Origin of the sequence: Rhodoferax ferrireducens, from assembly GCF_003347515.1 — a bacterium.
In the GTDB taxonomy this organism is placed as follows: Bacteria; Pseudomonadota; Gammaproteobacteria; order Burkholderiales; family Burkholderiaceae_C; genus Rhodoferax.
Genome location: NZ_QEII01000236.1, coordinates 30,057 through 53,957, shown reverse-complemented (window position 1 = coordinate 53,957; position 23,901 = coordinate 30,057). Strand labels below are relative to the sequence as shown.

20 protein-coding genes are annotated in these 23,901 nt (G+C 62.9%); 9 read left to right on the top strand and 11 right to left on the bottom strand.

What is annotated here, in order from left to right:
• Positions 1-374: 374 nt before the first annotated feature.
• Entirely contained in the window at positions 375-1,253 is an 879-nt protein-coding gene (locus C5P05_RS05905) for a lipid A biosynthesis acyltransferase (protein ID WP_114968932.1), read from the bottom strand.
• A gap of 18 nt (positions 1,254-1,271) precedes the next feature.
• The gene (locus C5P05_RS05900) at positions 1,272-2,102 is read right to left on the bottom strand and encodes a lysophospholipid acyltransferase family protein (protein WP_114968931.1); all 831 of its coding nucleotides are present in this window, start codon (positions 2,100-2,102) and stop codon (positions 1,272-1,274) included.
• Between the two features lie 193 nt (positions 2,103-2,295).
• Between C5P05_RS05900 and metK the strand changes: the two genes are divergently transcribed.
• The 4 genes from metK to C5P05_RS05880 are packed head-to-tail and all read left to right on the top strand — an operon-like array spanning position 2,296 to position 7,036.
• Positions 2,296-3,477, top strand: coding sequence for a methionine adenosyltransferase (metK, locus tag C5P05_RS05895; RefSeq protein WP_114969107.1), 1,182 nt, complete (start codon positions 2,296-2,298; stop codon positions 3,475-3,477).
• A gap of 26 nt (positions 3,478-3,503) precedes the next feature.
• On the top strand, positions 3,504-4,739 hold the full coding sequence (locus C5P05_RS05890; RefSeq protein WP_114968930.1) for a glycosyltransferase family 9 protein: 1,236 nt from the start codon (positions 3,504-3,506) through the stop codon (positions 4,737-4,739).
• The gene (locus C5P05_RS05885) at positions 4,736-5,245 is read left to right on the top strand and encodes a GtrA family protein (RefSeq protein ID WP_114968929.1); all 510 of its coding nucleotides are present in this window, start codon (positions 4,736-4,738) and stop codon (positions 5,243-5,245) included. The genes C5P05_RS05890 and C5P05_RS05885 overlap by 4 nt, the downstream gene beginning before the upstream one ends.
• Positions 5,246-5,248: 3 nt before the next feature.
• Entirely contained in the window at positions 5,249-7,036 is a 1,788-nt protein-coding gene (locus C5P05_RS05880; protein WP_114968928.1) for an ArnT family glycosyltransferase, read from the top strand.
• Here C5P05_RS05880 and C5P05_RS05875 read toward each other — a convergent pair.
• From C5P05_RS05875 to imuA, 7 genes are all read right to left on the bottom strand, one after another.
• Complete coding sequence (locus tag C5P05_RS05875) at positions 6,999-7,718, bottom strand: hypothetical protein (RefSeq protein ID WP_157979229.1); 720 nt, start codon at positions 7,716-7,718, stop codon at positions 6,999-7,001. The genes C5P05_RS05880 and C5P05_RS05875 overlap by 38 nt on opposite strands.
• 11 nt (positions 7,719-7,729) lie before the next feature.
• A complete protein-coding gene (locus C5P05_RS05870; RefSeq protein WP_114968926.1) occupies positions 7,730-8,896 on the bottom strand; it encodes an exo-alpha-sialidase in 1,167 nt (388 codons plus the stop codon).
• Positions 8,897-8,903: 7 nt separating this feature from the next.
• Positions 8,904-10,865, bottom strand: coding sequence for a methyl-accepting chemotaxis protein (locus tag C5P05_RS05865; protein WP_114968925.1), 1,962 nt, complete (start codon positions 10,863-10,865; stop codon positions 8,904-8,906).
• Between the two features lie 124 nt (positions 10,866-10,989).
• The gene (locus C5P05_RS05860) at positions 10,990-11,562 is read right to left on the bottom strand and encodes a hypothetical protein (protein WP_114968924.1); all 573 of its coding nucleotides are present in this window, start codon (positions 11,560-11,562) and stop codon (positions 10,990-10,992) included.
• A gap of 155 nt (positions 11,563-11,717) precedes the next feature.
• Complete coding sequence (locus C5P05_RS05855) at positions 11,718-14,990, bottom strand: error-prone DNA polymerase (RefSeq protein WP_114968923.1); 3,273 nt, start codon at positions 14,988-14,990, stop codon at positions 11,718-11,720.
• The gene (locus C5P05_RS05850) at positions 14,974-16,422 is read right to left on the bottom strand and encodes a Y-family DNA polymerase (protein WP_114968922.1); all 1,449 of its coding nucleotides are present in this window, start codon (positions 16,420-16,422) and stop codon (positions 14,974-14,976) included. Before C5P05_RS05850 ends, C5P05_RS05855 begins: the two co-directional genes overlap by 17 nt.
• Positions 16,391-17,158 (bottom strand): translesion DNA synthesis-associated protein ImuA, encoded by a 768-nt coding sequence (imuA, locus tag C5P05_RS05845; RefSeq protein ID WP_114968921.1) that lies wholly within the window; start codon positions 17,156-17,158, stop codon positions 16,391-16,393. Before imuA ends, C5P05_RS05850 begins: the two co-directional genes overlap by 32 nt.
• Positions 17,159-17,269: 111 nt before the next feature.
• On the opposite strand from imuA, the gene C5P05_RS05840 reads away from it, so the two are divergent.
• Genes C5P05_RS05840 through C5P05_RS05830 form a run of 3 tightly spaced genes read left to right on the top strand, consistent with a single transcriptional unit; the run spans position 17,270 to position 19,833 of the window.
• Positions 17,270-18,070 (top strand): MlaE family ABC transporter permease, encoded by an 801-nt coding sequence (locus C5P05_RS05840; RefSeq protein ID WP_114968920.1) that lies wholly within the window; start codon positions 17,270-17,272, stop codon positions 18,068-18,070.
• 15 nt (positions 18,071-18,085) lie between these two features.
• On the top strand, positions 18,086-19,033 hold the full coding sequence (locus C5P05_RS05835) for an MlaD family protein (protein ID WP_114968919.1): 948 nt from the start codon (positions 18,086-18,088) through the stop codon (positions 19,031-19,033).
• Positions 19,030-19,833 (top strand): hypothetical protein, encoded by an 804-nt coding sequence (locus C5P05_RS05830; protein WP_232834363.1) that lies wholly within the window; start codon positions 19,030-19,032, stop codon positions 19,831-19,833. Before C5P05_RS05835 ends, C5P05_RS05830 begins: the two co-directional genes overlap by 4 nt.
• Here C5P05_RS05830 and C5P05_RS05825 read toward each other — a convergent pair.
• A complete protein-coding gene (locus C5P05_RS05825; RefSeq protein WP_114968918.1) occupies positions 19,820-21,064 on the bottom strand; it encodes a multidrug effflux MFS transporter in 1,245 nt (414 codons plus the stop codon). The genes C5P05_RS05830 and C5P05_RS05825 overlap by 14 nt on opposite strands.
• A 10-nt stretch (positions 21,065-21,074) precedes the next feature.
• Positions 21,075-21,551: a CopD family protein gene (locus C5P05_RS05820; protein ID WP_114969105.1), complete on the bottom strand. Its 477-nt coding sequence runs from the start codon at positions 21,549-21,551 to the stop codon at positions 21,075-21,077.
• Between the two features lie 339 nt (positions 21,552-21,890).
• Here C5P05_RS05820 and groES point away from each other — a divergent pair, with 339 nt between their 5' ends.
• Positions 21,891-22,181, top strand: a complete 291-nt coding sequence (groES, locus tag C5P05_RS05815) for a co-chaperone GroES (protein WP_114968917.1) — start codon at positions 21,891-21,893, stop codon at positions 22,179-22,181.
• Between the two features lie 50 nt (positions 22,182-22,231).
• Complete coding sequence (groL, locus tag C5P05_RS05810) at positions 22,232-23,884, top strand: chaperonin GroEL (protein WP_114968916.1); 1,653 nt, start codon at positions 22,232-22,234, stop codon at positions 23,882-23,884.
• Positions 23,885-23,901: the final 17 nt, after the last annotated feature.

Here is a 23,901-nt window from a genome sequence, read left to right as displayed (position 1 = left end):
TGGCACGGCGTGGGAGTACTAGAACAACAAGGTCAATCTGCACGCCGGTTGGTCGGTGGCGGGCGGATAGACGGCGCCAGCTGAAATTACCCATGATTTAATAGCTACTAACTCAGGTAAGACGGGCTAGATCTTGTTTTAGTACTAATCTGCCGTGCCATCACTTCAACAGGCAAATGGCTTTGCAGCCAGGACCGTTTGGGCAGCTCTTGCATTTGTCGCTGCAAGGGCCATAACATCCTGATCAGCTCATCCTTTTGATCGGAGCTGAGTTGCGTGAGGTCGGGTAGGTTTGGCATCGAATCCAATTGTCGCTCACTATTTCATAGCGAATTCTGATTGAACACCATTGGGAGCTGAGTAGTTACTAAATCTCAATAAACGGCTGGCACGCCCGGCGGGCGGTCCTTGAAGCGCTTGTGAACCCAAAAATACTGGTCCGGCATGGTGTCGATGAACGACTGCAGGCGCAGGTTCATGAGCGCCGTATCCGCCAGCACATCGTCCGACGGAAAACCCGGCCAGGACGGCATGACCTCAACCTCATAGCCACGGCGCGTCATGCGCGTCACCACCGGCACCACCTTGGCGCGACCCAGTTTGGCAAAGCGCGACAGAGACGGCACGGTGGCCGCCGAGACGCCATAAAAGGGCACGTAAACGGAGTCCTCTGGACCAAAATTCATGTCCGGCAACAAATACAGCGGATCGCCCGCACGCAGCGTGGCGACAATGGTTTTGACACCATCCGCGCGCCCGAACAGCCGCGCACGCCCGAAACGCTGACGACCGGCCAAAATCCAGCCGTCAACCACCTTGTTGGCCTGATTGGTGTAAATCGTGGTGAAGTGGCGTGGCAACTGCTGGGTCAAGGCCACCCAGCCCGCATCCAGCCCGACGAAATGCGGCGCAAAGATGACGACTGGTTCATTGCCTTGCAGCTCGCTCACCGCCCCGGACAGATGCAGGCGCCGTCGCACGACGTCAGGCGAACCATGCCAGAGCCAGCCGCGGTCCAGCCAGGCCTGGGCGAAATGAACAAAGGTCTGCAAAGACAGAGCCCGAATCTGGGCTGCGGACTTGTCCGGAAAACACAGGCGCAAGTTGGTCTGCGCGACCCGGCGCCGCGGCACCGCCAGGACATGAAGCACGCCACCCAGCATCCAGCCCAAGGCACGTACCCAGGCCAGCGGCAAACGCCCCAGCACGTGCATCAGGGCGACGCCACACTGACTCACCCAGCGGCTAAGCATGAAACACCGGACGCATGATCACAGCTCCTGCCGCGGCTGCTTGTAGCGCGCGTAGCCCCACAGGTATTGCTGCGGACAGCTGCGGATCAGACCTTCCATGGCCCGGTTGATATGCGCTGCCGCCTGCACGCCATCTGTGGGCAAGGCGGCCCCCAAAGGCTGCACATGCACCCGATAACCGCGCCCCCAGGACAAGCGCTCGCCCCAGGCCATCAGCACCGTAGCGCCCGTTTGTTGCGCCAGCCGCACGGACAGGGTCATGGTGTAGGCATCGCTGCCAAAAAACGGCACCCACAGCCCCAGGCCCAGCGGCGGTACCTGGTCCGGCAACAGGCCCAGGGACTGGCCTTTTTTTAAGGCTTTGATCATCTGCTTGACCCCCGCCAGTGTCGTGGGCGCCGTGTGCAGGCCCGGGCGCGCGCGTGCCGTCGTCACGAGTTCGCGCAACCAGGACTGGCGCGGCGGGCGAAACAACACGGTCATGGGCTCTTTGTCCTGGCCGTAGCGCTGGGCATAGGCCTGGGCCGTGATCTCGAAGCAGCCCAGATGCGGCGTCAAAAAAACCACGCCCCGCCCCAGTGCCAGCGCCGCCTCCACATGCCGGGCACCATCCCATTGCACCGGCACCGGTCGTCCCAGCCACAGGCGCGGCAACTCTGCCACCAGCTTGCCGCTCTCGCCGACCGCGCCCAGCCATTGCTGCCAAACCATGCCGGCCTGGCGGGCGTTGGCCAGAAAACGCCGGCGATACACGCCGGAGATGGCAAACACCAGCCAGCCCATGCCCCAGCCCAGCCCATGCGCCAACCACAAGGGCAGTACGGACAAAATTTTGAAAAGGGTAATCATCGCTGGGATAAAATGCTCGGGTCGCTGAGTTATGGAACTACTTGCAGGGCGACACACACATGGAGCGGTTCCCGCGAGCCGCCATTGTGCCTTGTCAAATTTGACAAATCTGCTAAAGCGTTCGCCGAAGCCTCCAAGCCCAAGCAACGCGGTCTTGAACTTGTTGCAACTGCTGTTATTGGAGCTTAAAACCATGGCGAACGATTTTCTCTTCACTTCCGAGTCCGTATCTGAAGGTCACCCCGACAAGGTGGCCGACCAGATTTCGGACGCCATCCTTGACGCGATCTTTCAACAGGACCCCAAGTCCCGCGTTGCCGCAGAGACCTTATGCAACACCGGCTTGGTGGTGCTGGCCGGTGAAATCACCACCAACGCGCATGTCGACTACATCCAGGTGGCCCGCGACACCATCAAGCGCATTGGTTACGACAACACCGAATACGGCATCGACTACAAGGGTTGCGCCGTGCTGGTGGCCTATGACAAGCAAAGCAATGACATCGCCCAGGGCGTGGACCATGCGAGCGACGACCACCTCAACACCGGCGCCGGTGACCAGGGCTTGATGTTTGGCTATGCCTGCAACGAGACTCCCGAGCTGATGCCCGCGCCGATTTACTACGCGCACCGCTTGGTGGAGCGCCAGGCGCAGCTGCGCAAAGACGGCCGCCTGCCCTTTCTGCGCCCCGACGCCAAGAGCCAGATCACCATGCGCTACGTGGACGGCAAGCCGCACAGCATCGACACCGTGGTGCTGTCCAGCCAGCACAGCCCGGAGATGAGCGACGGCGCCAAGATGAAGCCGGCTTTCATTGAGGCCGTGATTGAGGACATCATCAAGCCCGTACTGCCCAAAGAATGGCTGACCGCCGACACCAAATACCTGATCAACCCGACCGGCCGCTTTGTGGTCGGCGGCCCGCAGGGCGACTGCGGTTTGACCGGACGCAAGATCATTGTCGACACCTACGGCGGTGCCTGCCCGCACGGCGGTGGCGCTTTCAGCGGCAAAGACCCAACAAAAGTGGACCGCTCCGCCGCCTATGCCGCGCGTTATGTGGCCAAGAACATTGTGGCGGCCGGCTTGGCGCGGCAGTGCCAGATCCAGGTGGCTTATGCGATCGGCGTGGCCAAACCCATGAACGTGACCGTCTATACCGAAGGCACGGGCGTGATCCCGGACGACAAAATCGCCGCGCTGGTGCACGAGCTGTTTGACCTGCGCCCCAAAGGCATCATCCAGATGCTCGATTTGCTGCGTCCGATCTACGAGAAGACGGCGGCTTACGGTCACTTCGGCCGTGAAGAGCCCGAGTTCACCTGGGAGCGCACCGACAAGGCGCAGGCCTTGCGTGACGCGGCCGGCCTGTAAAGCGACTGACAAGCGAACCGGGACGCATGAAAGTACAGACACAACGCTGGATTGACCGCTGGCTGGGCCAACTCCTGTGCGCCGTGGTGTCGGTGTGGGCCCGGGCCGCGGCATGGGGGCGCCCTGCGGCGCAACTGGCCCGCGAGCCGCGCCACATCCTGGTGATTCTGCTGTCCGAAATGGGCAGCGTGGTGCTGGCCGGCCCCATGTTTGCGGCCCTGCGCCAGCGCTACCCGAGTGCCACGCTGCACGTGTTGCAATTAAAAAAAAACCAGGAAGTCGCCGCCTTGCTGGGCCTGGCCCAACCGGAACACCTGCACGCGCTGGACGACAGTGCCGGCCTGGGTTTGCTGGGCGACATCTGGCGCGTCTGCATGACATTGCGCCGCCTGCCCTTGGACTCGGTGATCGACTGCGAACTGTTCTCCCGCATCAGCAGCCTGATGTCTTACCTGAGCGGTGCGCCGCTGCGCGTGGGCTTCACGCCGCATACGCAGGAAGGCCTGTACCGCGGCAGCTATATCAACAAGGCCGTTCCCTACAACCCCTACCAGCACATCAGCAAACAGTTTTTGTCGCTGGTCGATGCGCTGGACGCTGACGCCATGCCGCGCAACAAGGCGGCGCCGATCCGCGAATTGCCCTCGGATACGGGCCTGTCCGTACCCTTCGACGCCCTTGAGCTGCAAACCTACCGCAACAAAATGCTCGCCGACCACCCGGCCCTGCAAGGTCGGCAAATCGTATTGATTTACGCTGGTGGCGGCCTGCTGCCCGAGCGCGCCTGGCCTGCGGCCCACTATGCCCAGGTGGCACGCGGTCTGTGCCAAACCGGGCACGCGGTGGGACTGATTGGCCTGCGTGACGATGCGCCGCTGGCGCGCGAGTTGCTGACGCAAATCGGCAGCGAATTTTGCGTCGACCTCACCGGCTACACCCGCAGCATCCGCGAACTCCTGATGCTGTTTCACGGCGCGGATTTACTCATCACCAACGATGGCGGACCCGGCCACTTTGCCAGTCTCACGCCGATCCGCACGCTGGTGTTCTTCGGCCCCGAGACCGGCCGCCTATACGGCCCGCTCGGGCCACGCGCCCAGGTACTGGAATCGGGTATTGCCTGTTCACCCTGCCTGAGCGCGTACAACCACCGCGAAACCTTTTGCGATGGCGACAACCAATGCCTTAAACGCATTGCCCCGGACCCGGTGCTGGCCGACGCCCTGGCCGCCCTGGCCCGGCCCACACACGTACTGTCATGAGTCAGCGCCAGAGCTGGCAACAGCGTTTCTATTTGTGGGTGGAATGGGTCAAGAGCTTTCGCTACATCAAGTTTGGCTTGGTCGGCGCCTCTGGCACCGTGGTCAACATGGCCGTGCTGTTCCTGGCGCAGGAATACTTGTTTGCGGCCATTGCCGCGCCGCGTAACCGGCTCTACGCCTCGCTGGCCCTGGCCATTGCGGTGGCCACCCTCAATAACTTCACCTGGAACCGGCTCTGGACCTGGGCCGACCGGCTGCGTGCCGCCGCGCTGCATGCCGCCCGGCCCGGCCAGGCGCCCCAGACCGGTGTCTCAGTCTTTTTTGGCCAGCTTGGACGCTATGCAGTTGCCTCGTGGCTGGGCATTGCCTTGCAGTACGGTCTGACCCTGTGGCTCGCGCACAGCCTGCACTACATGCTGGCCAATGTCATCGCCATCCTGATGGCCAGCGTGAGCAACTTCCTGGCCAACGACCGCTGGACCTTTCGCCACCGCCCGGCCAAATAAACCATGCGTCCGCCCCCGCCGCAACACCAGACTGTTGACACCGCTACGGGGCTCTGGCTTGCCCTGCTGGTGTTTGCTGCCGCCGTCTATGCCTTCGGTTTGGGCGGCCAGTACATCCCGACCAACGGCGACGAGCTGGTCTACACCCACATTGCGCGCCTGACGGCGGCGTCCCAGCACTGGTTGCCGCTGGTGTCCGAGCTGGACCACATGCGCAACACCAAACCGCCGCTGCTGTTCTGGCAGGCGATCGTGGCCGGTGACTGGGGGCAACACTGGAGCATGGCGGCATTGCGCACGCCCAGCCTGATCTACACCCTGCTGATCGCCGGCGCCGTGGCCTGGACGGTGCAGAAAATCACCCGCGACCTGCGCACCGCCTGCCTCGCCGCCTGCCTTTACCTGGCGTTTTTCTGCACCTTCCGTTTTGGTCGCGCCTACCTGACCAGCGCCCCGGAAACTTTCTGGCTGAACCTGCCCATGTTCTGGCTCTTGTGGCAACGCCTACGCCCGGCACCTGCGTCACAAGTGAGCAGCCTGGGGTGGCTGACCCATGCCGGCTTCGGGCTGGCGCTGGGGCTCGGGCTGGCCTACAAATCCTTTGCCCTGATTGCCCCGGCCGCCGCCGCACTGTGGTGCGCCCAGCTCGTGAGTGCGCCCACCCTGAACTGGCGCGTGGCGCTACAGACCACGCTCAAAGTGAGCTTGAGCGCGGCGCTTGCGCTGGGCATTTTTGCCTTGTGGTTTGTGTTGGACCCCAACCCCGCTGCGGTCTGGCAGGAGTTTGTCATTGGTGAAAACGCAGGCAAGTTGTCGAATAGCCAGGGCTACTGGCATGTGGCCTTGCTCGGCGGCGGCGTCAGCATATGGGCGCAGCTGCTGGCCTATGCGCAAAACGCCGGCCTGCTGGCCTTTGTCGTGCTCGGCCTGATGTGGCTTGGACTCAGGCTGGGAGTTCAAACCTGGCGCGAATCAAAAGACGATGGCGCCATCACCCGGCTGTCGCCGCATCTCCTGATCGTGCTGATCTGGTTGGCCGTCTGGCTGATCGTGTTCACCCTGCCCAGCCAGCGCTCGGCACGCTACGTCATCCCCGCCATGCCGGCCTTGGCCATGCTGGTGGCACTTTGCTGGCAGCGCATTGCACGCGGCTGGTTTTTGGCGTCCTTGCTGCTGTGCGGAATTTTTATTACGGTGCTGGGGCGCATCGCCTGGGCTGCACACGAGCTCGGCATTGGCAGCGGCACCGAACTGGGCGCCGCCATGCTCGCCATGCTGACGGGCCTGGCCCTCGTGATCGGCGGCGCAGTCAAGCCCGCCTGGACACGCGCCTGCACCGTGGCTGCCTGCCTCGTGGTGTTCGCCAGTTTCGGCTTGGCCACCGCGCCCTTGAACGGTGCCGCCGGCCTGTACCCGAGTGAGGTGATCGCCAAGCTTCACCAGGCCCGCGTCGCCGTGCCGAACGGCTTCAACGGCCAGTTCGAGCGCTTTCAGTTCTTGCTGCCGGGTAACCAGTTTGTGCCCTACGACAGCGAAGGTCGTGCAGCGCCCCACATCAGCGAGCACGCCGTGGAACTCAAGCGTTTATTGACCAGCCATGATGCGGTCATCTGGCTTCAGTCAGAACCCGCCGAGCAGGCACCGCCCTGCGTACCGGGCTGCACCGTGCTGGGCACGCGCTGGGAAGTGAAGGGACGCCACCAGAGCGGCGAAATCAATCTCGCCAACCTCTGGTATCCGCAAACCTGGCTGTTCAGACGCGAATGGCTGGTGACAAGCGCCGCACCGTGATCAGGCGGCGCACGGCGCTGAACAGCCAGCCCAGCTGAAGCGCGACCCAGAGCCAAGGGTCGATCAGCGCATCCCACAGATTGCCGCTCGGCAAACGGGTCAGCACAAACAAGGTCAACACACACAGCATCAACATCGGCCCGACCAGCGCTGGCGAGCGACCCTTCGCACGCGCAGTGCCCCAGACGGCCCAAAGCAGCGTGGCGAATATTGCCACGGCACCGACGGCGGCCGAACCAAAGCCCCACGCGTAGACCGACACCGGCAGCCAAGCCAGCGTATCCAGCAGCAATATCCACCCGAGCGCAATGCCGGCGGCAGCCAGAATTTTCAATGCCGGACCGCTCGACTCTGCCGCCATGACACCGGCTCCCGGCCCACGCCGTTCACGATCCCAAAACCAGGCCAGACCCATGACAGCCGTCATCAAACTGGGCGTTTGAAACGCCAGGCCGAGCCAATATGCGGGTGATGCCGGCCCCGGCAGCAGGGTCCACACGGCCACCAGCAGGCCCAAGCCGAGTCGATAAGGGCGAGCCAGCCTGCCCGCCAGAAGCAAGGCGCCACTGCCCAGCACGATGGCCCAAATGGCGGGTAAGGCCAGCCGCATGAACGCGGGCGCAGGCAAGACCGGGTTCCCGGTTGACAGCAACAGGTCTGACAAAGCGCTCAGGTCCATCAAGTGATCAGGTCTCAGTGGGGGCTTGCCGACAAGGAAAAGCGTTGCCAGGCGATGTTGCGGCGCTGATCTGTGTAACTCACCCACAAGCTGTCATCGGCCCAGGTCAGGGCCGGGTAAGAGTATTCATCCGCACCGGCGCCATGCGCCAGCCCTTGGGCCAGGGACCAGACCCTGCCATCCACCGAGGCGCTCAAATCAAGCGCCTTGCGCGAGTGAAGCGAAGAATTCTGAGCCAGAAACATACGCCCGGGCGCCATCGCCAGCCCCGCCACGGAGGCATCCGGGTTGTCCAGCGCCAGGTCCGGCAAATCAGCCCAACTCTGCCCGTTGTCCAGCGTTTGCGCCACCGCCACCTTGCCCACCGGGCTGTTGTCGCGCATCAGCGCCAGCCAATGCGATGCGTTCACCATCAAGAGCGTGGGTTGCAGCAGGTGCTGGCGACTCGAAATACGCACCATGCCCTTGAAATCGCCTGCGGCATCAAAGCGCAAGGCCACCGGGTATTTGATGCCCAACTCGAAATGCACCGGCAGCACCATGCCCCCGTCTTTCAGGGGCAACGGTGCGCTGCGCACCAGAAAACTGGTGTTCCACAGCCAGGACAGGGGCAGTGCCCGCACCATGTCAAACGACAGCGCAGAGAAGTCCTGCCCGGCCTCGCTTTGGCGCAAATGCACAATGCGCCCGGCGGCCCAGCCGCCCAGGCCGGTCGCCACCACGAACAGATGAATCTTGCCCTGGGCATCCAGCCAGGCCACCGGATTGCCCAGCCGCCGCACGCCAAAACCCAGTTGATCCCCCATGGCGGCGCGGTTCAGCACAAAACGCGCGGCGCTCCATTGCTGGCTGCGACGGTCAAAGTAGGAGGCGGCGATCTGCACATCGGCCGCACTTTCGCGCGCGCCGGCAAACCAGAAGGCCATCAGCGCGGAAGGGTGCCCGGCCGGCATCGCCAGCAGACTGCTGGCATGCGCCGCCGGCGTGTTGGCGGGCATGGGAATGTGGCCGCGACTCATCGGCACCGCATGCATGCCAGCCGCCTTGTCCTGCGCAGGCCACACCGCCCGGGCCACGGGCGTGATCCCGCTACGACGGGCCACGTCCAGGCCCAGCAAGGCGCCACAGATCAGCAGACCGCAAAGCAGTCGTGTGCCGAAGGAACGAAAAAGAAGCGGCATTGAGCGGTCAGGCTTGGCCCAAGGCCAGGGGAGACGGTATCAAACCGCCAACCCGAAACACCGCCACCACCTGCACCAACTCCTGCGCCTGACTCCTCAAGCTGCCGGCCGCGGCCGCCATCTCTTCCACCAGGGCCGCGTTTTGCTGCGTGGTCTGGTCGATTTGCGTCACGGCTTCGCCCACCTGTGCGATGCCCGTGGATTGCTCATTGCTGGCCGCGCTGATCTCACCCATGATGTCGGTCACCCGCTTGATGCTGCTGACCACTTCGGCCATGGTGACACCGGCTTGGTCGACCAAGATCGTGCCGTGCTCCACTCGCTCCACGCTGACGCTGATCAACGACTTGATTTCCTTGGCGGCTGCGGCCGATCGTCCCGCCAGGGAACGAACTTCCGAAGCCACCACCGCAAAACCCCGACCCTGCTCGCCCGCCCGGGCGGCTTCTACCGCCGCATTGAGGGCCAGAATATTGGTCTGAAAAGCGATGCCATCAATCACACCGATGATGTCGGCTATCTTGCGGGATGACTCATTGATGTTCTTCATGGTCTCGACCACCTGACCCACCACCTCACCGCCCTTGACGGCCACCGTGGACGCACGCATGGCCAGTTGATTGGCTTGGCGCGCGTTGTCGGCGTTTTGCTTGACGGTGGCACCGAGTTCTTCCATGCTGGAGGCGGTCTCTTCCAGCGCACTGGCTTGGCTCTCGGTGCGGGCGCTCAAATCATGGTTGCCCTGGGCGATTTCGGCGCTGGCGGTGGCCACGCTTTCCGAGCCGTGGCGCACCTGCGTCACCACTTGGGACAAATGATCACGCATGGCCAACATGGCCTGCATCAACTGCCCCAATTCATTGCTGCCGTGAACGGGCACGTCCACGGTCAGGTCGCCGCCTGCGACGGCACTGGCCACCCTCACGGCTTGCGTTACCGGACCGGTGATGCTGCGCACAAAAGCCAGCGCAAGGGTAATCGCCGCCAACAAGCCGACCAACTGCAAGGCCACCACCATGTACTCCGTGCGGCGCAAATCACTCCCGCGGGTATCCAAGGCAGCGGCCAGGCTGGTCATGGCCAGTGCATTGAATTCAAACAAGCCGTCAATGGTGCGGGTGAACTCGTCAAGGTACTGCGCTGCCGGGTAATTGATGTCGGTTGCACTGATCAACGCTTGATCGGCCACGGCCAGGGTCTTGTCGACGGTCGCGCGACTGGCCTCCGCCCGGGCGGCCAATGCGGCCTTCATGTCCGGGTTGTTTTCGGTGGCCCGCCTGAGGTTGCGGAACATGTCGCCCTGCAACTCCAGCACCCGCTTGTTAATGGCCCGCAGGCCGCCGCGGTCTTCAGGCGTCAGGCTATTTTGAGACAGAAAACCGGTACCGCGAGCCCGCATGATGCCCAGGTTCTCCGCCAGCAAGGGCATGTTCACCAGCGAGGCCTGAATCAGGAAATAGGCATCGGCCTGCGGATCAAGCGACAGGCCAAACTCACCCAGAATCTCTTCATTGAGGATCAGCACACGGGCCACCAACTGCGTATGGAGTTGGGTGCTGTCCGCGGATTTGAGCTGGCCGCTGGAGACGCCCTGCTCCAGCGTGGTCCAGCGCTGATTGACGTCCAGCCACAGGGACATGATTTGCGCGGAAGCACCGAGTTGTTTCAGTTCAGCATCCAGGGTGCTCATGTTGAGGGTCACTTTGTCGCGCATGTCGGGTCTGCGCTGCGCCAAAGCCGCGTTGCCGTTCAAGGCACCCGCCGACAAGCCGCGATGGGACTGGATAAATTGCACCACTTTATTCAGTGCAAACACCGCCTTCGTCGAACTCTGCTCGCTATTGAGCGTATCGATTTCCGCGGCTGTTTTCTTGAAATACAAGCCCAATGGAACCATCACCATGATCAGCGCAATGACGCCCAAAATAAGAAATTTCTGGGCCAGGCTCAGACGGTGCAGTAACGACATGACATTTTTCCAAATAAAGGAAGCAGTGCTTTTGCGGCCGATGCTGCTCCGACCGCCATTCTAAAGTGACGCAGAATCACCTCCACCGCCGCACCTCGACGCCGTGTTGATTTTTAAATCACGCCTACCTGAGGGGAATGACGTCGGTGGCGGGGAAATTAGACGACCGATCGCAGGTGTCAAAAAACGAGGGCGCCAAAAGGAGGGCCTTCGGTGGGCGTGGGGCGCGGCGCCGGTCCAGGATGGGGATTGGTGCTTCGTTCACGACAGGCGGCTCGTCACCTGACAACCAGAATTTCGGATCGGGCATCTGCTTGAAAGGAATGCTGCAGCTGGGTGAAAAACGCCACGACACAATGTATTTTGAATGATCGACCGATGGGTCAAATCGATCCAGCCCAAGCAACAGTTGCTGCTGCAGCGCGCCGGCATAGCGCAGTAATTTTTCGTTCCACTTCATCACCATCAACTGAATATGCAGTTCATTTTTGCCTGCAGACCGCGCGATGGTGATGACTTCACAGGCGAGCCAGCCTAATGGAATGCCGTGCAGCCGCAATGTGTCCTTCAACACCACCCGGATCAGCTCGTGATGAATGTTGCTGTGCGCTTGGGATCTGCTGGGGGCCACTGAAGCCGGTACTTTCAAGGATGCCTGTGCTTTTTTCGTCCCTTTTATTTTTAAAAAACCAAACATTTCCCTGCGTCCACTGACTGATTTATTTTGAATCTCATCTTATCCGGCGGGCGTTCAGAGTCGATGGCGAACTTTGTAAACAATCTGCTGAATGGATGAGTTCGCCCAGATCGTTGTGGTCGTCGGTCGAGGTAATGGCCGGCAACCAGGGGCGCTCAGTGAAACTCCCGGCTCAGCGTCGCCAGGTCGCCCAGCAAGGGCGTCAGATCCTTCAGGTGCCCGGCGACCAGGTGGCGCACTTCACCCCCACTCTCCTCATCGCGTTGCCACACGCCATGCACCGCCAGCAGGCGTGACCGGAGCGCGGGCAGGCGCTGGTGTTCGCGCAGACGCTTCCATACGATCACATTCACCGTACCGGTCTCATCCTCCAGGGTGATGAAGAGCACGCCCTTGGCGGTAGGCGGTTGCTGGCGCGCGGTGACCAGTCCGCAGGCCCGCACCAGCCGACCGCTGGGCAGGTCGCGCAACTGGGCCGCCGTCTGCAGCTTCATGTTTGACAGCTGCTCGCGCAGCAGTGCCACGGGGTGGCTGCGCAAAGTGAGCCCGAGTGCGGCGTAATCAAAAACCACTTCTTCGCCTTCGCTGGCGGCCGGCAGCAGCAAAAGGTCTTCCTCCACCGGCACGCTTTTGAGCAGCGGGGGCGCGGTTTGCAAGGCGGCGGCGTCCCACACCTGCTGGCGGCGGTGGCCAGACAGCGCGGCCAGCGCGTCGGCAGCCGCCAGGGCCTTCAAGTCGCCCTGATCCAGTGCGGCGCGCAGGGCCAGGTCTTCGGTGCTGCTGAAAGGGTTTTGCAGGCGCGCGGTGACGATGCGCTGCGCAGCGGCCTCTGTCAGGCCGGCGACCAGGCACAAGCCCAGACGCACGGCGGGCTGGCGGGGGACAACCTCATCGTCATGGCGAGCGTAGCGCGGCAATCCACTGATCTCGCCACCCCCTGGCTGAGCGCCTTCGAGCGTGCAGTCCCACATGCTGTGCATCACATCCACCGCCCGCACCTCGACGCCATGGCGTCGGCCATCCTGCACCAGTTGCGCCGGCGGGTAAAAACCCATGGGCTGCGAGTTCAGCAGAGCGGCAAGAAATGCGGCGGGCGCATGGCATTTGAGCCAGGCGCTGACATAGGCGAGTTGCGCAAAACCGGCGGCGTGGCTTTCCGGAAAACCGTATTCGCCAAAGCCCAGAATCTGTTTAAAAATATTCTCGGCAAACTTGGCCGCGTAACCGTTACGGACCATTTGGTGCACCAGCCGGTCATGAAAGCGGTGCACCCCGCCCTTGCGTTTCCAGGCGGCCATGGAGCGGCGCAAATCATCGGCTTCATCCGGCGTGAAATCAGCCGCAATCATGGCGATCTGCATCACCTGCTCCTGAAAAATCGGCACACCGTGGGTTCGCCCCAAGGCCGGCTGAAGTGCCGGCGGGTACACCACCGCTTCCAGCCCCTGACGCCGCTGCAAATAAGGATGCACCATGCCGCCCTGGATCGGCCCGGGGCGCACGATGGCGACCTCGATCACCAGGTCGTAAAAACAGCGCGGTTTCAGGCGCGGCAGCATGCTCATCTGTGCCCGGCTTTCGATCTGGAACACGCCCACGGTGTCGGCGGCGCAAATCATGTCGTAAGTGGGCACATCGTCAGGGGGAATGTCCTGCATGCGCAAGGGCGCGCCACCACGCTGCTGGCCGACCAGGTCCAGGCAGCGGTGGATGGCGCTGAGCATGCCCAGGGCCAGCACATCGACCTTGAGCAGACCCATGGCGTCCAGATCGTCCTTGTCCCACTGGATGATGGAGCGATTCTCCATGGCGGCGTTTTCCACCGGCACCAGGCGCGTGAGCTTGCCCTGCGTCAGCACAAAGCCGCCAACGTGCTGGCTCAGGTGGCGCGGGAAACCCAGCAACTGACTCGTCAGGTCCAGCCACTGGCCGACCTGCGCATCATCCGGGTCGAGCCCAGCCTGCAGCAGATGCCCGGCCATGGCGCTTTTTCCATCAAACCAGAAATGCTCTTTGGCAAAGCGGTCGATCAGGGCTTCGTCAATGCCCAGCGCCCGGCCCACATCGCGGATGGCGCTGCGCGGGCGGTAGGTGACCACGGTGGCGGCAATCGCGGCGCGCTCGCGGCCGTACTTGGCGTAGATGTACTGGATGACGTCTTCGCGCCGGTCGTGCTCAAAGTCCACATCGATGTCGGGTGGCTCGTTGCGGGCGCGGCTGATGAAACGCTCGAATAGCAGATTGGAGTGTTCGGGATCGACCTCGGTGACGCCCAGGCAGTAACACACCGCCGAGTTGGCGGCCGAGCCGCGGCCCTGGCACAGGATGTTCTGGCTGCGGGCAAAGCGCACGATGTCATGCACGGTCAGGAAATACATCTCGTAGTGGAGATCGGCAATCAACGCCAGCTCGTAGTCCACCTGCTTTTGAACAGCCAGCGGCATGCCCTGCGGGTAACGCGTGCGCGCGCCCTCCAGCGTGAACTGGCGCAGAGTTTGCGCGGAGCTCAGACCCGGCAGCACGGTCTCCAGCGGGTACTGGTAGCGCAGCTCGTCCAGGCTGAAGCTGCAGCGCGCCGCCACGGTGAGCGTGTTGGCCAGCCAGGCCGATGGGTAAATCTGCTGCAGGCGCGCGCGCGATCGCAGATGTGCTTCGGCATTGGGCTGCAGCGCAAAACCGCAGTCGGCCACCGTCGCCCCCAGGCGCACGGCGCTGATCACGTCTTGCAGCGGCTTGCGCGAGCGCACATGCATGTGCACCTGGCCGGCCGCCACCAGCGGCACGCCGGTGAGCTGAGAGATCTGCGCCAGCTTGTGCGACTGCAAGCCATCGTCGGGGCCCAGCAGCAATTCCACGGCCAGCCATAGATTTGAGCCAAACAGGCCTCTGGCCCTTATACAGATTGCGCAAGCAGCTTCTATATTGATAGCAGACGGCAAGGCTACCAAAACCTCGCAACCGACCAGCAGGGTCCAGTGCGGGTCCTGCCAGCGCACCCGGTACTCGCCCTTGGGCGCGGCCCGCCGCGCCAGGGTGATGAACTCGCACAAATCGCCCCAGCCCGGCAGATCATGCGGCAAGGCGATCACCGTGAAACTGGCGCCAGCCTGCGTGCGCGCCGCGACGCCGGCACTGCCCAATGTGTTGTCGGAAGAACCATCCAGCACCACCGCAAACTCGGCGCCCGGCAAGAGTTTCAGCCCCAGCTTCTTCGCCTCGACATGCGCGCGCACCACCCCGGCCACCGAACACTCGTCGGTGATCGCCAGCGCCGTGTAGCCCAGCGCGTGCGCCCGCGCCACCAGCTCTTCCGGGTGCGAAGCCCCGCGCTGAAAGCTGAAGTTGCTCAGGCAATGCAGCTCGGCGTAGGCGGGCGCAGAGTCCACGGGGGCATCTCCGGGGAAGGGGGTTTCAGGCAAACAGGCCATGTAAGTACCACTGTGATTCGGCCTCGGTCCAGCGCGCCGGGTCTCTCTCAGTTTCCCCCTCCGCTTGGCCCCCTGCTTGCACCCCTGCCCGGCCCGGCCCCATGAGCCGCTCGCGGTAAATCCACAACAAGCCCATGCGCTCGCTGTGCGCCAGAAAATAGTCGCGCAAGGCGCCATCGCCGCCGCCCCACCAGCCGGCTTCCAAGCGCTGCGGACCGGCCAGCAAGCTCAGCGGGCCCTGGTACTGTGGCCTGTTGTGCTGCACCGCCAGTGGGAGTGGCACGGCCAGCAGCCAGGTCGGGTACAGCGCGCTGGCCATGAGGTTTTCCGGGTTTTTAGGATAATTCTGGCCTCTAGCCCCCGTCCCGCCTGCGCAAGCAGCTATTAAATGTGAAGCACTTGAGGCCGGCTGCCAGCGCTGCATCAGTTCCGGCCGGTGGTCGGCACAGGCTTGCATTTGCAATACCTGCTGCGGGCCCAGGCGTGCGCTCAAACGCTCCAGCAGCTGGTGCAGGCTGTCACCCCGGCGCTGCTCGTCGGACAGCAGACTGGTGCTTTCGCCGCGTAGTTTTTGCGTCTCCAAGGTGCGCAGGCGCAGGTAGCTCACCGGGGCGGGCAAGGTGACGCGCGCCAGATGTTCGCCCAGCAGGCGCTGCAGGTGGCTCATGTCGCCGGTGGGCTCGGCCGTGCGCACCACCAGCTGGCCCTGGGTGGCGGTGTCGCGCCGGGCGTCCATGGTCCACCCCAGTTCCAGCGCCAGCACGCCGCTGTGGCGCAGCTGCAGCCAGACCTGCAATGAGCCGAGCAGGCGGCGCGCGCCAAACAGCAGCGCCGGTGCCGTCTCGACCTGGGCGCCCAGTTCCAGCGTGGCCTCAAAAACTTCCGGCACGACCAGCCAGGGGTAAAGATCGGGCCGGTGTCCATAAGCCCGGTCCAGCGCCTCCAGCAGCGGCGCGCCAAAACGCCGCGCCACGCCGCCGCGCGGCAGCGCACGCAACTGGCCCCAGTGGCTGCAGCCCATTCTGACCAGGGTGGGCAGGTGGGGCCGGGCCGCCACCAGCGTGGCCAGCGGCAGATCGTCGGGCGACGTCGCCCCCAGTGGGTCCGTCTGCAGGCGTGAAAACGCTATTAAAGACGTAGCACCTTGCGCATATTGGACGGTGGCTGGAGGCTTGTTTGACTCAAAAATATGACGGATTAATGCCTGCCGCCCGCCCCACAGGCGCTCGCTGGCCGAGACCTCCAGCAGCAGCGCGTCTTCCAGCCGCGCCACCTTGGGCGTGAATTGCAAGGCCCACCAGCCCAGGGCGCTCAGGACATCGACCAGCGCGGGCGACCCACCTTCGCCAGGCGTGTGGTCGCCTTCGCAAAGCGGGTTAGCGCCCTCGGCTAGGGCCGGTTCAGGCAGCGGCTGCAGTGCGATCCAGTACATGGTCCGATCCTGAAAAAACACAGAGGGCGGGCACCCGCCGGCCCCCCAACGCTTGAAGCTCATCGTCTGCCTGACGAGCGTGGCTTGCCAGCAAGGCGGCCAGCCGGGCCGGCCGGGCCGCCAATGTCAGAGGCTGGTCCAGCGGCGGGCCGCGCCGCTTGAGGATGTGCAGCAAGAGCGCGTCGCTGTCCGGCGATGCCGAGGCCAGCAGCCGCAGCACGGCGGGCGAGGATTCACCTTGGGCCTGGGCCGGCCGCAGCACGAACAAGAGCTTGCTGTGTTCCTGGGCCGCGATTTGCAGGCGCCGCAACTGCTCAGCCCGCACCTGCGGCAACCAGGCCAGCACCGCCACCACCTCGGCGCAACGCAGCGCCTGCTCAGTCGCCCACAGACGTGCGGCCGGCGCGCTCTCAGTCATCCACAACAGCCGCCGCGCCTCAAAACCCTGGGCCCACAGCCCCGGCCCGAACGGCACATGGGGCGCGCCCACCAGCACCACCGGGCCGGGTGCCGCATGCCGCAACGCGGGCAACAGCAAACGCCATTCGCTTTGGCCACTGTGGTCCTGCAGGATTTCGCTGATCGCGCCCACCGGCCAACCGCCCCCGGGCAACTGGGCGTCCAGCGCCGGGTGGCCCGTGGCCACCGTCGCGCCAGCGGCGCAGGCCAGTGCATCGGCGCGCCAGACGGCGTCACCCAAGTGGGCCAAAGAAAGGGGCGAGGGTCGGGACACCATGGCACATCAAACCAGACAAACAATAATTAACTGTACAAATAAACAGTATAGTGATTTGCCCGACTTGCGTCTTCTCTATCTGCGCGACGGAGGCCTCGTTATCATCCGCCCATGCCTGCAAGCGCTCCCCCCCACTTTATTCCCGACGCCTGGGGCCGCGCGCTGCTGCGCGGAGCGGTCAGTTGGTGGCACATGATTCACTTTGCGGCTGTCGTGCTGGTGATGGCGCTGTCGCCCTCCACTTACAACCGGGCCAACCGCGCCACCACGTCCCAGCATATTTATGCCAGCACCTGGCAGGTCTTGCCCTGGTTCACCGCGCTGGCCGCACTGCTCAGCCTGGTACTGATCCGCATCGTGGTGGTCACGGCCTATAACTACGGCCTGTCGCAGTACGCCCTGCAAATGGTGGTGCGCGTGCTGGTGCTGGAGCTCATTCCGCTGTCGGCCGCCTTGTTTGTCGCCTTGCGCGCCGGGCTGACATTCAACGCGGCCATCGCTGGCCTTCCCCTGCCCGCCCAGGCCGGCCCCCTGCCGCGCCTGAGCATGGAACGCTTGCGCCGCGAACTGGTTCCCAAAGTATTTGCCAGCGCCTTCTCGGTGCTGACGCTGGCCATGATCAGCAGCGTGATCGCGTTGGTGCTGGCCTACCTCATCGTCCACGGTTTTTCACTCTGGGGGCTGCCGGGCTACACCCGAACCGTCGGCCATGTGTTCGACCTGACCGTCACCCTGGGCTTTCTGCTCAAGACCTTTTTCTTCAGTCTGGCGGTGGCCGTGGTGCCCGTGGCAGCCAATCTGGAGGCGGAGCAACAGCCCGCGACGGACTACACCGTGCAGCCCGGCGCGGTTCGCCTGTTTTTGGTACTACTATTGATCGAGGCCGCCTCCCTGGCGGTCAAGTACATCTAAGCTCCCACCCTGCGCATGGAACCCCAAACCCCACCTCCATCAGATTCTCCGACTGCGATTGCCCGTGTCGAGCGCAAGGCCATCCTGCTGCTGATCCTGATCACTTCACTGGTGCTGGGTTTCCTGCTTTATGTGATGTATGCCCGCGGCGTGTTCGAAAGCCAGCAGCAACTGGTGCTGATCTCGGACGACTCCGAGGGCGTCATCGTCGGCATGGACATGACCTTCTCGGGCTTCCCCATCGGGCGCGTGCGGCGCATCGAACTGGCGGCTGACGGCAAGGCCCGCATGGTGATTGATGTGCCACGCAAAGACGCCCACTGGCTGCGCACCTCCAGCATCTTCACCATGGAGCGCGGCATGGTGGGCGAAACCCATATCCGCGCCTTCAGCGGCATCCTGACCGACCCGCCCCTGCCCGAAGGCGCCGAGCGGACTGTGTTGCGCGGCGACACCAACGCCGAAATTCCGCGCATCGTGGCCTCTGCCCGCACCCTGCTGGAAAACCTGGAGACCATGACCGGATCCGACTCCAGCATCAACACCAGCATGGCCAACCTGCGCACCGTGACCGAACGCATGAGCGGCCGCTATGGCATGCTGACCGGCGTGCTGGGCAGCGAAGAGCAGGCCAAAAAAATCATCGACACCTTGAACCGCACCAACGCGCTGCTGACCAAGGCCGACCAGCGCGTCTTCGGTCCGAATGGCGTGATGGACGGGACGCAAGCCGCCGTGACGCAGCTCAACAGTGTGCTCACCGATGTGCGCGCCAGCCTGCAGAAAGTCGATGCCGTGCTGGTTGAGGCGCAAGCGGTGGGCGCCAATGCGCGCGTGGCCAGCACCGATCTGGGCGCATTGCGCGCCGAGGTCGAGATCAGCCTGCGCAAAGTCACGCAGCTGGTGGACGAGGTCAACCGCAAGTGGCCGTTTGCCCGTGACACGGAGATCAAGCTGCCATGACACGCCAACCGACCGTTAATTTGATTCGTCACCGCGAGGCCGCAGGCCGTGGCGCTCCATGGCGCAGTGCCGGCGTATCTGTCATTTCCCGTTCTTTCAGCGCGATTTTTTCTGCGACCCTGCTGCTGAGCGCCTGCGCCAGCAAGCCGGCGCCGCCCGACTGGCAGGCCAACGCCTTTGCCGCGCTCAAGGGCTTTTCGTCGGCTTACCTGAACGGCAACACCCGTCTGGCTGACTTTGAGTTTGCCCGCGCCAAGTCTGAGATTTCCAGCACGGGCCGCGCCGATTTACTGGCCCGCGCCGAGCTGACGCGCTGCGCCGCCCGCGTCGCCAGCCTGGAATTTGACAACTGCGCCGGCTACCAGCCGCTGGCCGCCGATACCCAAGCCGCCGAACAGGCTTATGCCGCTTATCTGACCGGGCAGTGGACGGGATTGAATACCGCCCTGCTGCCAGCGCAGCACCGTGCCATGGCCGTCAAGGCAATGGCAGACCAACCGGCGAGCAGCGTGGTGTCGGCGGGCAGCGCGGCACCCGCAACTAGCATGCTGGGGACCGTGGAAGACCCGCTGGCGCGCTTGGTGGCGGCGGGCGTGCTGCTGCAAGGCAGCCGTTTGACACCGGCCGACATCGTGGCGGCGACTGAAACGGCGTCAGCCCAGGGCTGGCGCCGGCCGCTGCTGGCCTGGCTGGGGCTGCAACTGCAGCGCGCCCATGCGGCCGGCGACCGGGAGGCGGCGATGCGCCTGCAGCGCCGCATCGACCTGGTCTTGCAAGTCGCCCCTCCTACAACTCGGTGAGTTGGTGTACCTCGGCTCTGCCGATATGCGGCCAGCGTTGGCGCAGGTAGACCCAGGCCAGCAGACCCACGCACATCATGGCCAGCGACACCGCCGCCAGTAAAACCGTTGAATGCATGACCAGCGGCGCGATGACACCGGCCACCAGACCATTGGCCGAGGACGCGATAAAGGCCTGCAGCGAAGACGCCATGCCCCGTCGCTCGGGATGCAGATCGAGCACCAGCAGCGTCACCACCGGCACCATCATGGCCCAGCCAAAGGCAAAAATGGCAATCGGAAAAAGCGCCCACGCCACATGCGCCTTGAACAACAGATTCGCCGCCAGATTGATGCTGGCAATGGACAGCATGACGGCAAAACCATATTTGATCTGCTGCTTGGGTGCCAACCGGCCAGCCATGCGGCCGCTGACCCAGGCGCCCCCCATGATGCCGCCAATACTGAGCACAAAAAACCAGAAGAACTGCGTCGGGGCCAAGGCCAGGTGATCCCCCAGAAAGGCCGGCGCCGATAACACGTACAGAAACATGCCATTGAAGGGCACGCCACTGGCCAGCGCCAACAGCAAAAACCGCGGATCAAGCCCCAATTGCCAATAACCCTGCAGCAGGTTGCTGACCTTGAGCGGCTGGCGGTGCGTGAGGTGCAGGGTCTCGGGCAACAATTTGTAATTGGCGATCCACAGCACGACACCCACAGCGGTCAGAAACCAGAAAACACTGTGCCAGCCGAGGTGCACAAACAACCAGCCGCCAATGATGGGCGCAACGGCCGGCGCGACACCGAAATAGATCGTGATCTGGCTCATCACCTGCTGCGCCTGGGCCGGTGCAAACATGTCGCGCACGACCGCACGCGCCACCACAATGCCCGCGCCGGTGGTCAGCCCCTGCATGGCCCGGAAAAACACCAGCTGGCCGATGCTTTGCGACAGCGCACAGCCGGCCGACGCCAGCGTGAAGGCCGCCAGCCCCCACAAAACCACAGGCCGGCGCCCCACGCTGTCGGAAATCGCGCCATGAAACAGGCACATGAAGGCAAAGCCAAACAGATAGGCCGACAGCGTTTGCTGCATCTCTACTGGTGTCGCGCCCAAGGACTGGGCGATGCCCGAAAAAGCGGGAATATAAGTGTCAATGGAAAACGGGCCCAGCATGCCCAGCACCGCCAGCAGCACCGCCAGTGCCCAGCGCGGTGCGCGCCAGAGTTGTTTCGCGTCCGGATTCATGGACGGCGCGTCAGCTCGATGCGCCCAGCAGCGTGACCGCCACAATCACCACCCCAATCACCAGATTCACCATAACCCAGGTGCGAATGCTCGCCAGCGCGGCGCCGCCCGCCGGCCAAGCCTCTGCCGTGACGGCACGCGAGAGGCGCTTGTACAACGCGAAACGGATGTGGCCCAAAACAGCCAGCATCACGATGCCCAGCAGTGACATCACCATCCATTCAATCGGCATATTGAACTTGACGCCGGATTGCGCCATTTGCCGCGCCGTGCGGCCGATCATCCAGACGCCGCTGCCCAGCGCCAGTCCGGCCGCCACCAGCACCGCGTTGAGAAAGCGGCCAAGCACATCGTGCATCAGGCGCACCCGCTCGGGTGCCGCCAGCGTGGCCACGGCCGGGCGCAAGAAGAACTGGGCAAACACCATGCCCCCGATCCAGACGATGATGCAAAGCAGATGGAGGGTTTTGAGCGCGGCGTAAATCATGGGCAGTGGCAGTGTATTGTTAGGGTTAAAAATGACTCTGATGATGCCATGCCGGCGCCAAAACGACATTCCTCATCAACCGTACAGGTATGGGCCAATCCGATAGGACATGCCACGACGGGCTGCTAGACTGAATCGGAACTTACAGCCATCCACCCCCGGATTTACCCCCGCCCTCTTGAAAGTCTGGCAAATGCCCTTATCATTAGCACTCGTAAGAGTTGAGTGCTAACAGGCTTTGTCCTCGCGGAACCCCCTCTTCAGATTAATGAATGTCAACTTATTCCAGTTGGCATTCTTGATTGTTCAACCTCTGTTTCAAAACCCAAAGGAGATCCCATGAAACTTCGCCCTCTGCATGATCGCGTGATTGTTAAACGCGTGGAAAACGAAACCAAAACAGCTTCCGGCATCGTCATTCCTGACAGCGCTGCTGAAAAGCCTGATCAAGGCGAAGTCCTGGCCGTGGGCCCTGGCAAAAAGAACGACAAGGGCGAATTGAGCGCCATGGCTGTCAAAGTCGGCGACCGCGTGTTGTTCGGCAAGTACAGTGGCCAAACCGTCAAGGTTGACGGCGACGAACTGCTGGTCATGAAAGAAGACGACCTGTTTGCGGTTGTCGAGAAGTAATTTCTCCGCTCGCTCAAGTCACATTAACCAACTGAATCTGGAGTCATAACATGGCAGCAAAAGACGTAATTTTCGGCGGCGAAGCCCGCGCACGCATGGTCGAGGGTGTGAACATCCTGGCCAACGCCGTCAAGGTAACCCTGGGCCCCAAAGGCCGTAACGTGGTTCTGGAGCGCTCGTTCGGCGCCCCCACCGTGACCAAAGACGGTGTGTCCGTCGCTAAAGAAATCGAACTCAAGGACAAGCTGCAAAACATGGGTGCGCAGATGGTCAAGGAAGTGGCTTCCAAGACGTCTGACATCGCTGGCGACGGCACCACCACGGCGACCGTGTTGGCTCAAGCCATCGTGCACGAAGGCATGAAGTACGTGGCCGCCGGCATGAACCCGATGGACCTGAAGCGCGGTATTGACAAGGCAGTGACTGCTTTGGTTGCCGAACTGAAGAAGGCTTCCAAAGCCACCACCACGTCCAAAGAAATCGCCCAAGTCGGTTCGATTTCCGCCAACTCTGACGAAGCTATCGGCAAGATCATTGCTGATGCGATGGACAAAGTCGGTAAAGAAGGCGTGATCACGGTTGAAGACGGCAAGTCCCTGGACTCCGAACTCGACGTGGTTGAAGGCATGCAGTTTGACCGTGGCTACCTGTCACCCTACTTCATCAACAACCCTGAAAAGCAAGCCGCTTTGCTGGACAACCCGTTCGTGCTCTTGTACGACAAGAAAATCAGCAACATCCGTGACCTGCTGCCCACCCTGGAACAAGTCGCCAAGTCGGGCCGTCCTTTGCTGATCATCTCTGAAGATGTCGAAGGCGAAGCCCTGGCAACGCTGGTGGTCAACACCATCCGTGGCATCCTGAAGGTTGTGGCTGTCAAGGCGCCTGGCTTTGGCGATCGTCGCAAGGCCATGCTGGAAGACATCGCCATCCTGACCGGCGGCAAGGTCATTGCTGAAGAAGTTGGCATGTCGCTCGAAAAAGTGACTTTGGCTGACCTCGGCTCTGCCAAGCGCATCGAAGTGGGCAAAGAAAACACCATCATCATCGACGGTGCTGGCGCTGCTGCTGACATCGAAGCCCGCGTGAAACAAGTTCGCGTGCAAATCGAAGAAGCCACGTCCGACTACGACCGTGAAAAACTGCAAGAGCGCGTGGCCAAGTTGGCTGGCGGCGTTGCCGTGATCAAGGTTGGCGCTGCCACCGAAGTCGAAATGAAAGAAAAGAAAGCCCGCGTTGAAGACGCCCTGCACGCGACCCGCGCTGCTGTGGAAGAAGGCATCGTGGCTGGCGGCGGCGTCGCACTGTTGCGCGCCAAGCAAACTGCTGGCGTCATCAAGGGCGACAACGCTGACCAGGAAGCCGGCATCAAGCTGGTGATGAAGGCCATCGAAGCGCCCCTGCGCGAGATTGTGTACAACGCCGGCGGCGAAGCTTCGGTGGTGGTGAATGCGGTGTTGGCCGGCAAGGGCAACTTCGGCTTCAACGCTGCCAACGACACCTATGGCGACATGATCGAAATGGGTATCCTGGACCCAACCAAAGTGACCCGCACCGCACTGCAAAACGCAGCGTCTGTCGCGTCCCTGATGCTCACCACCGAATGCATGGTGTCTGAAGCACCGAAGGACGAGTCGGCTGGCGGCGGCATGGGCGGCGGCGATATGGGTGGCATGGGCGGCATGGGCGGCATGGGCATGTAACGTGCTCCTTGCCTGAG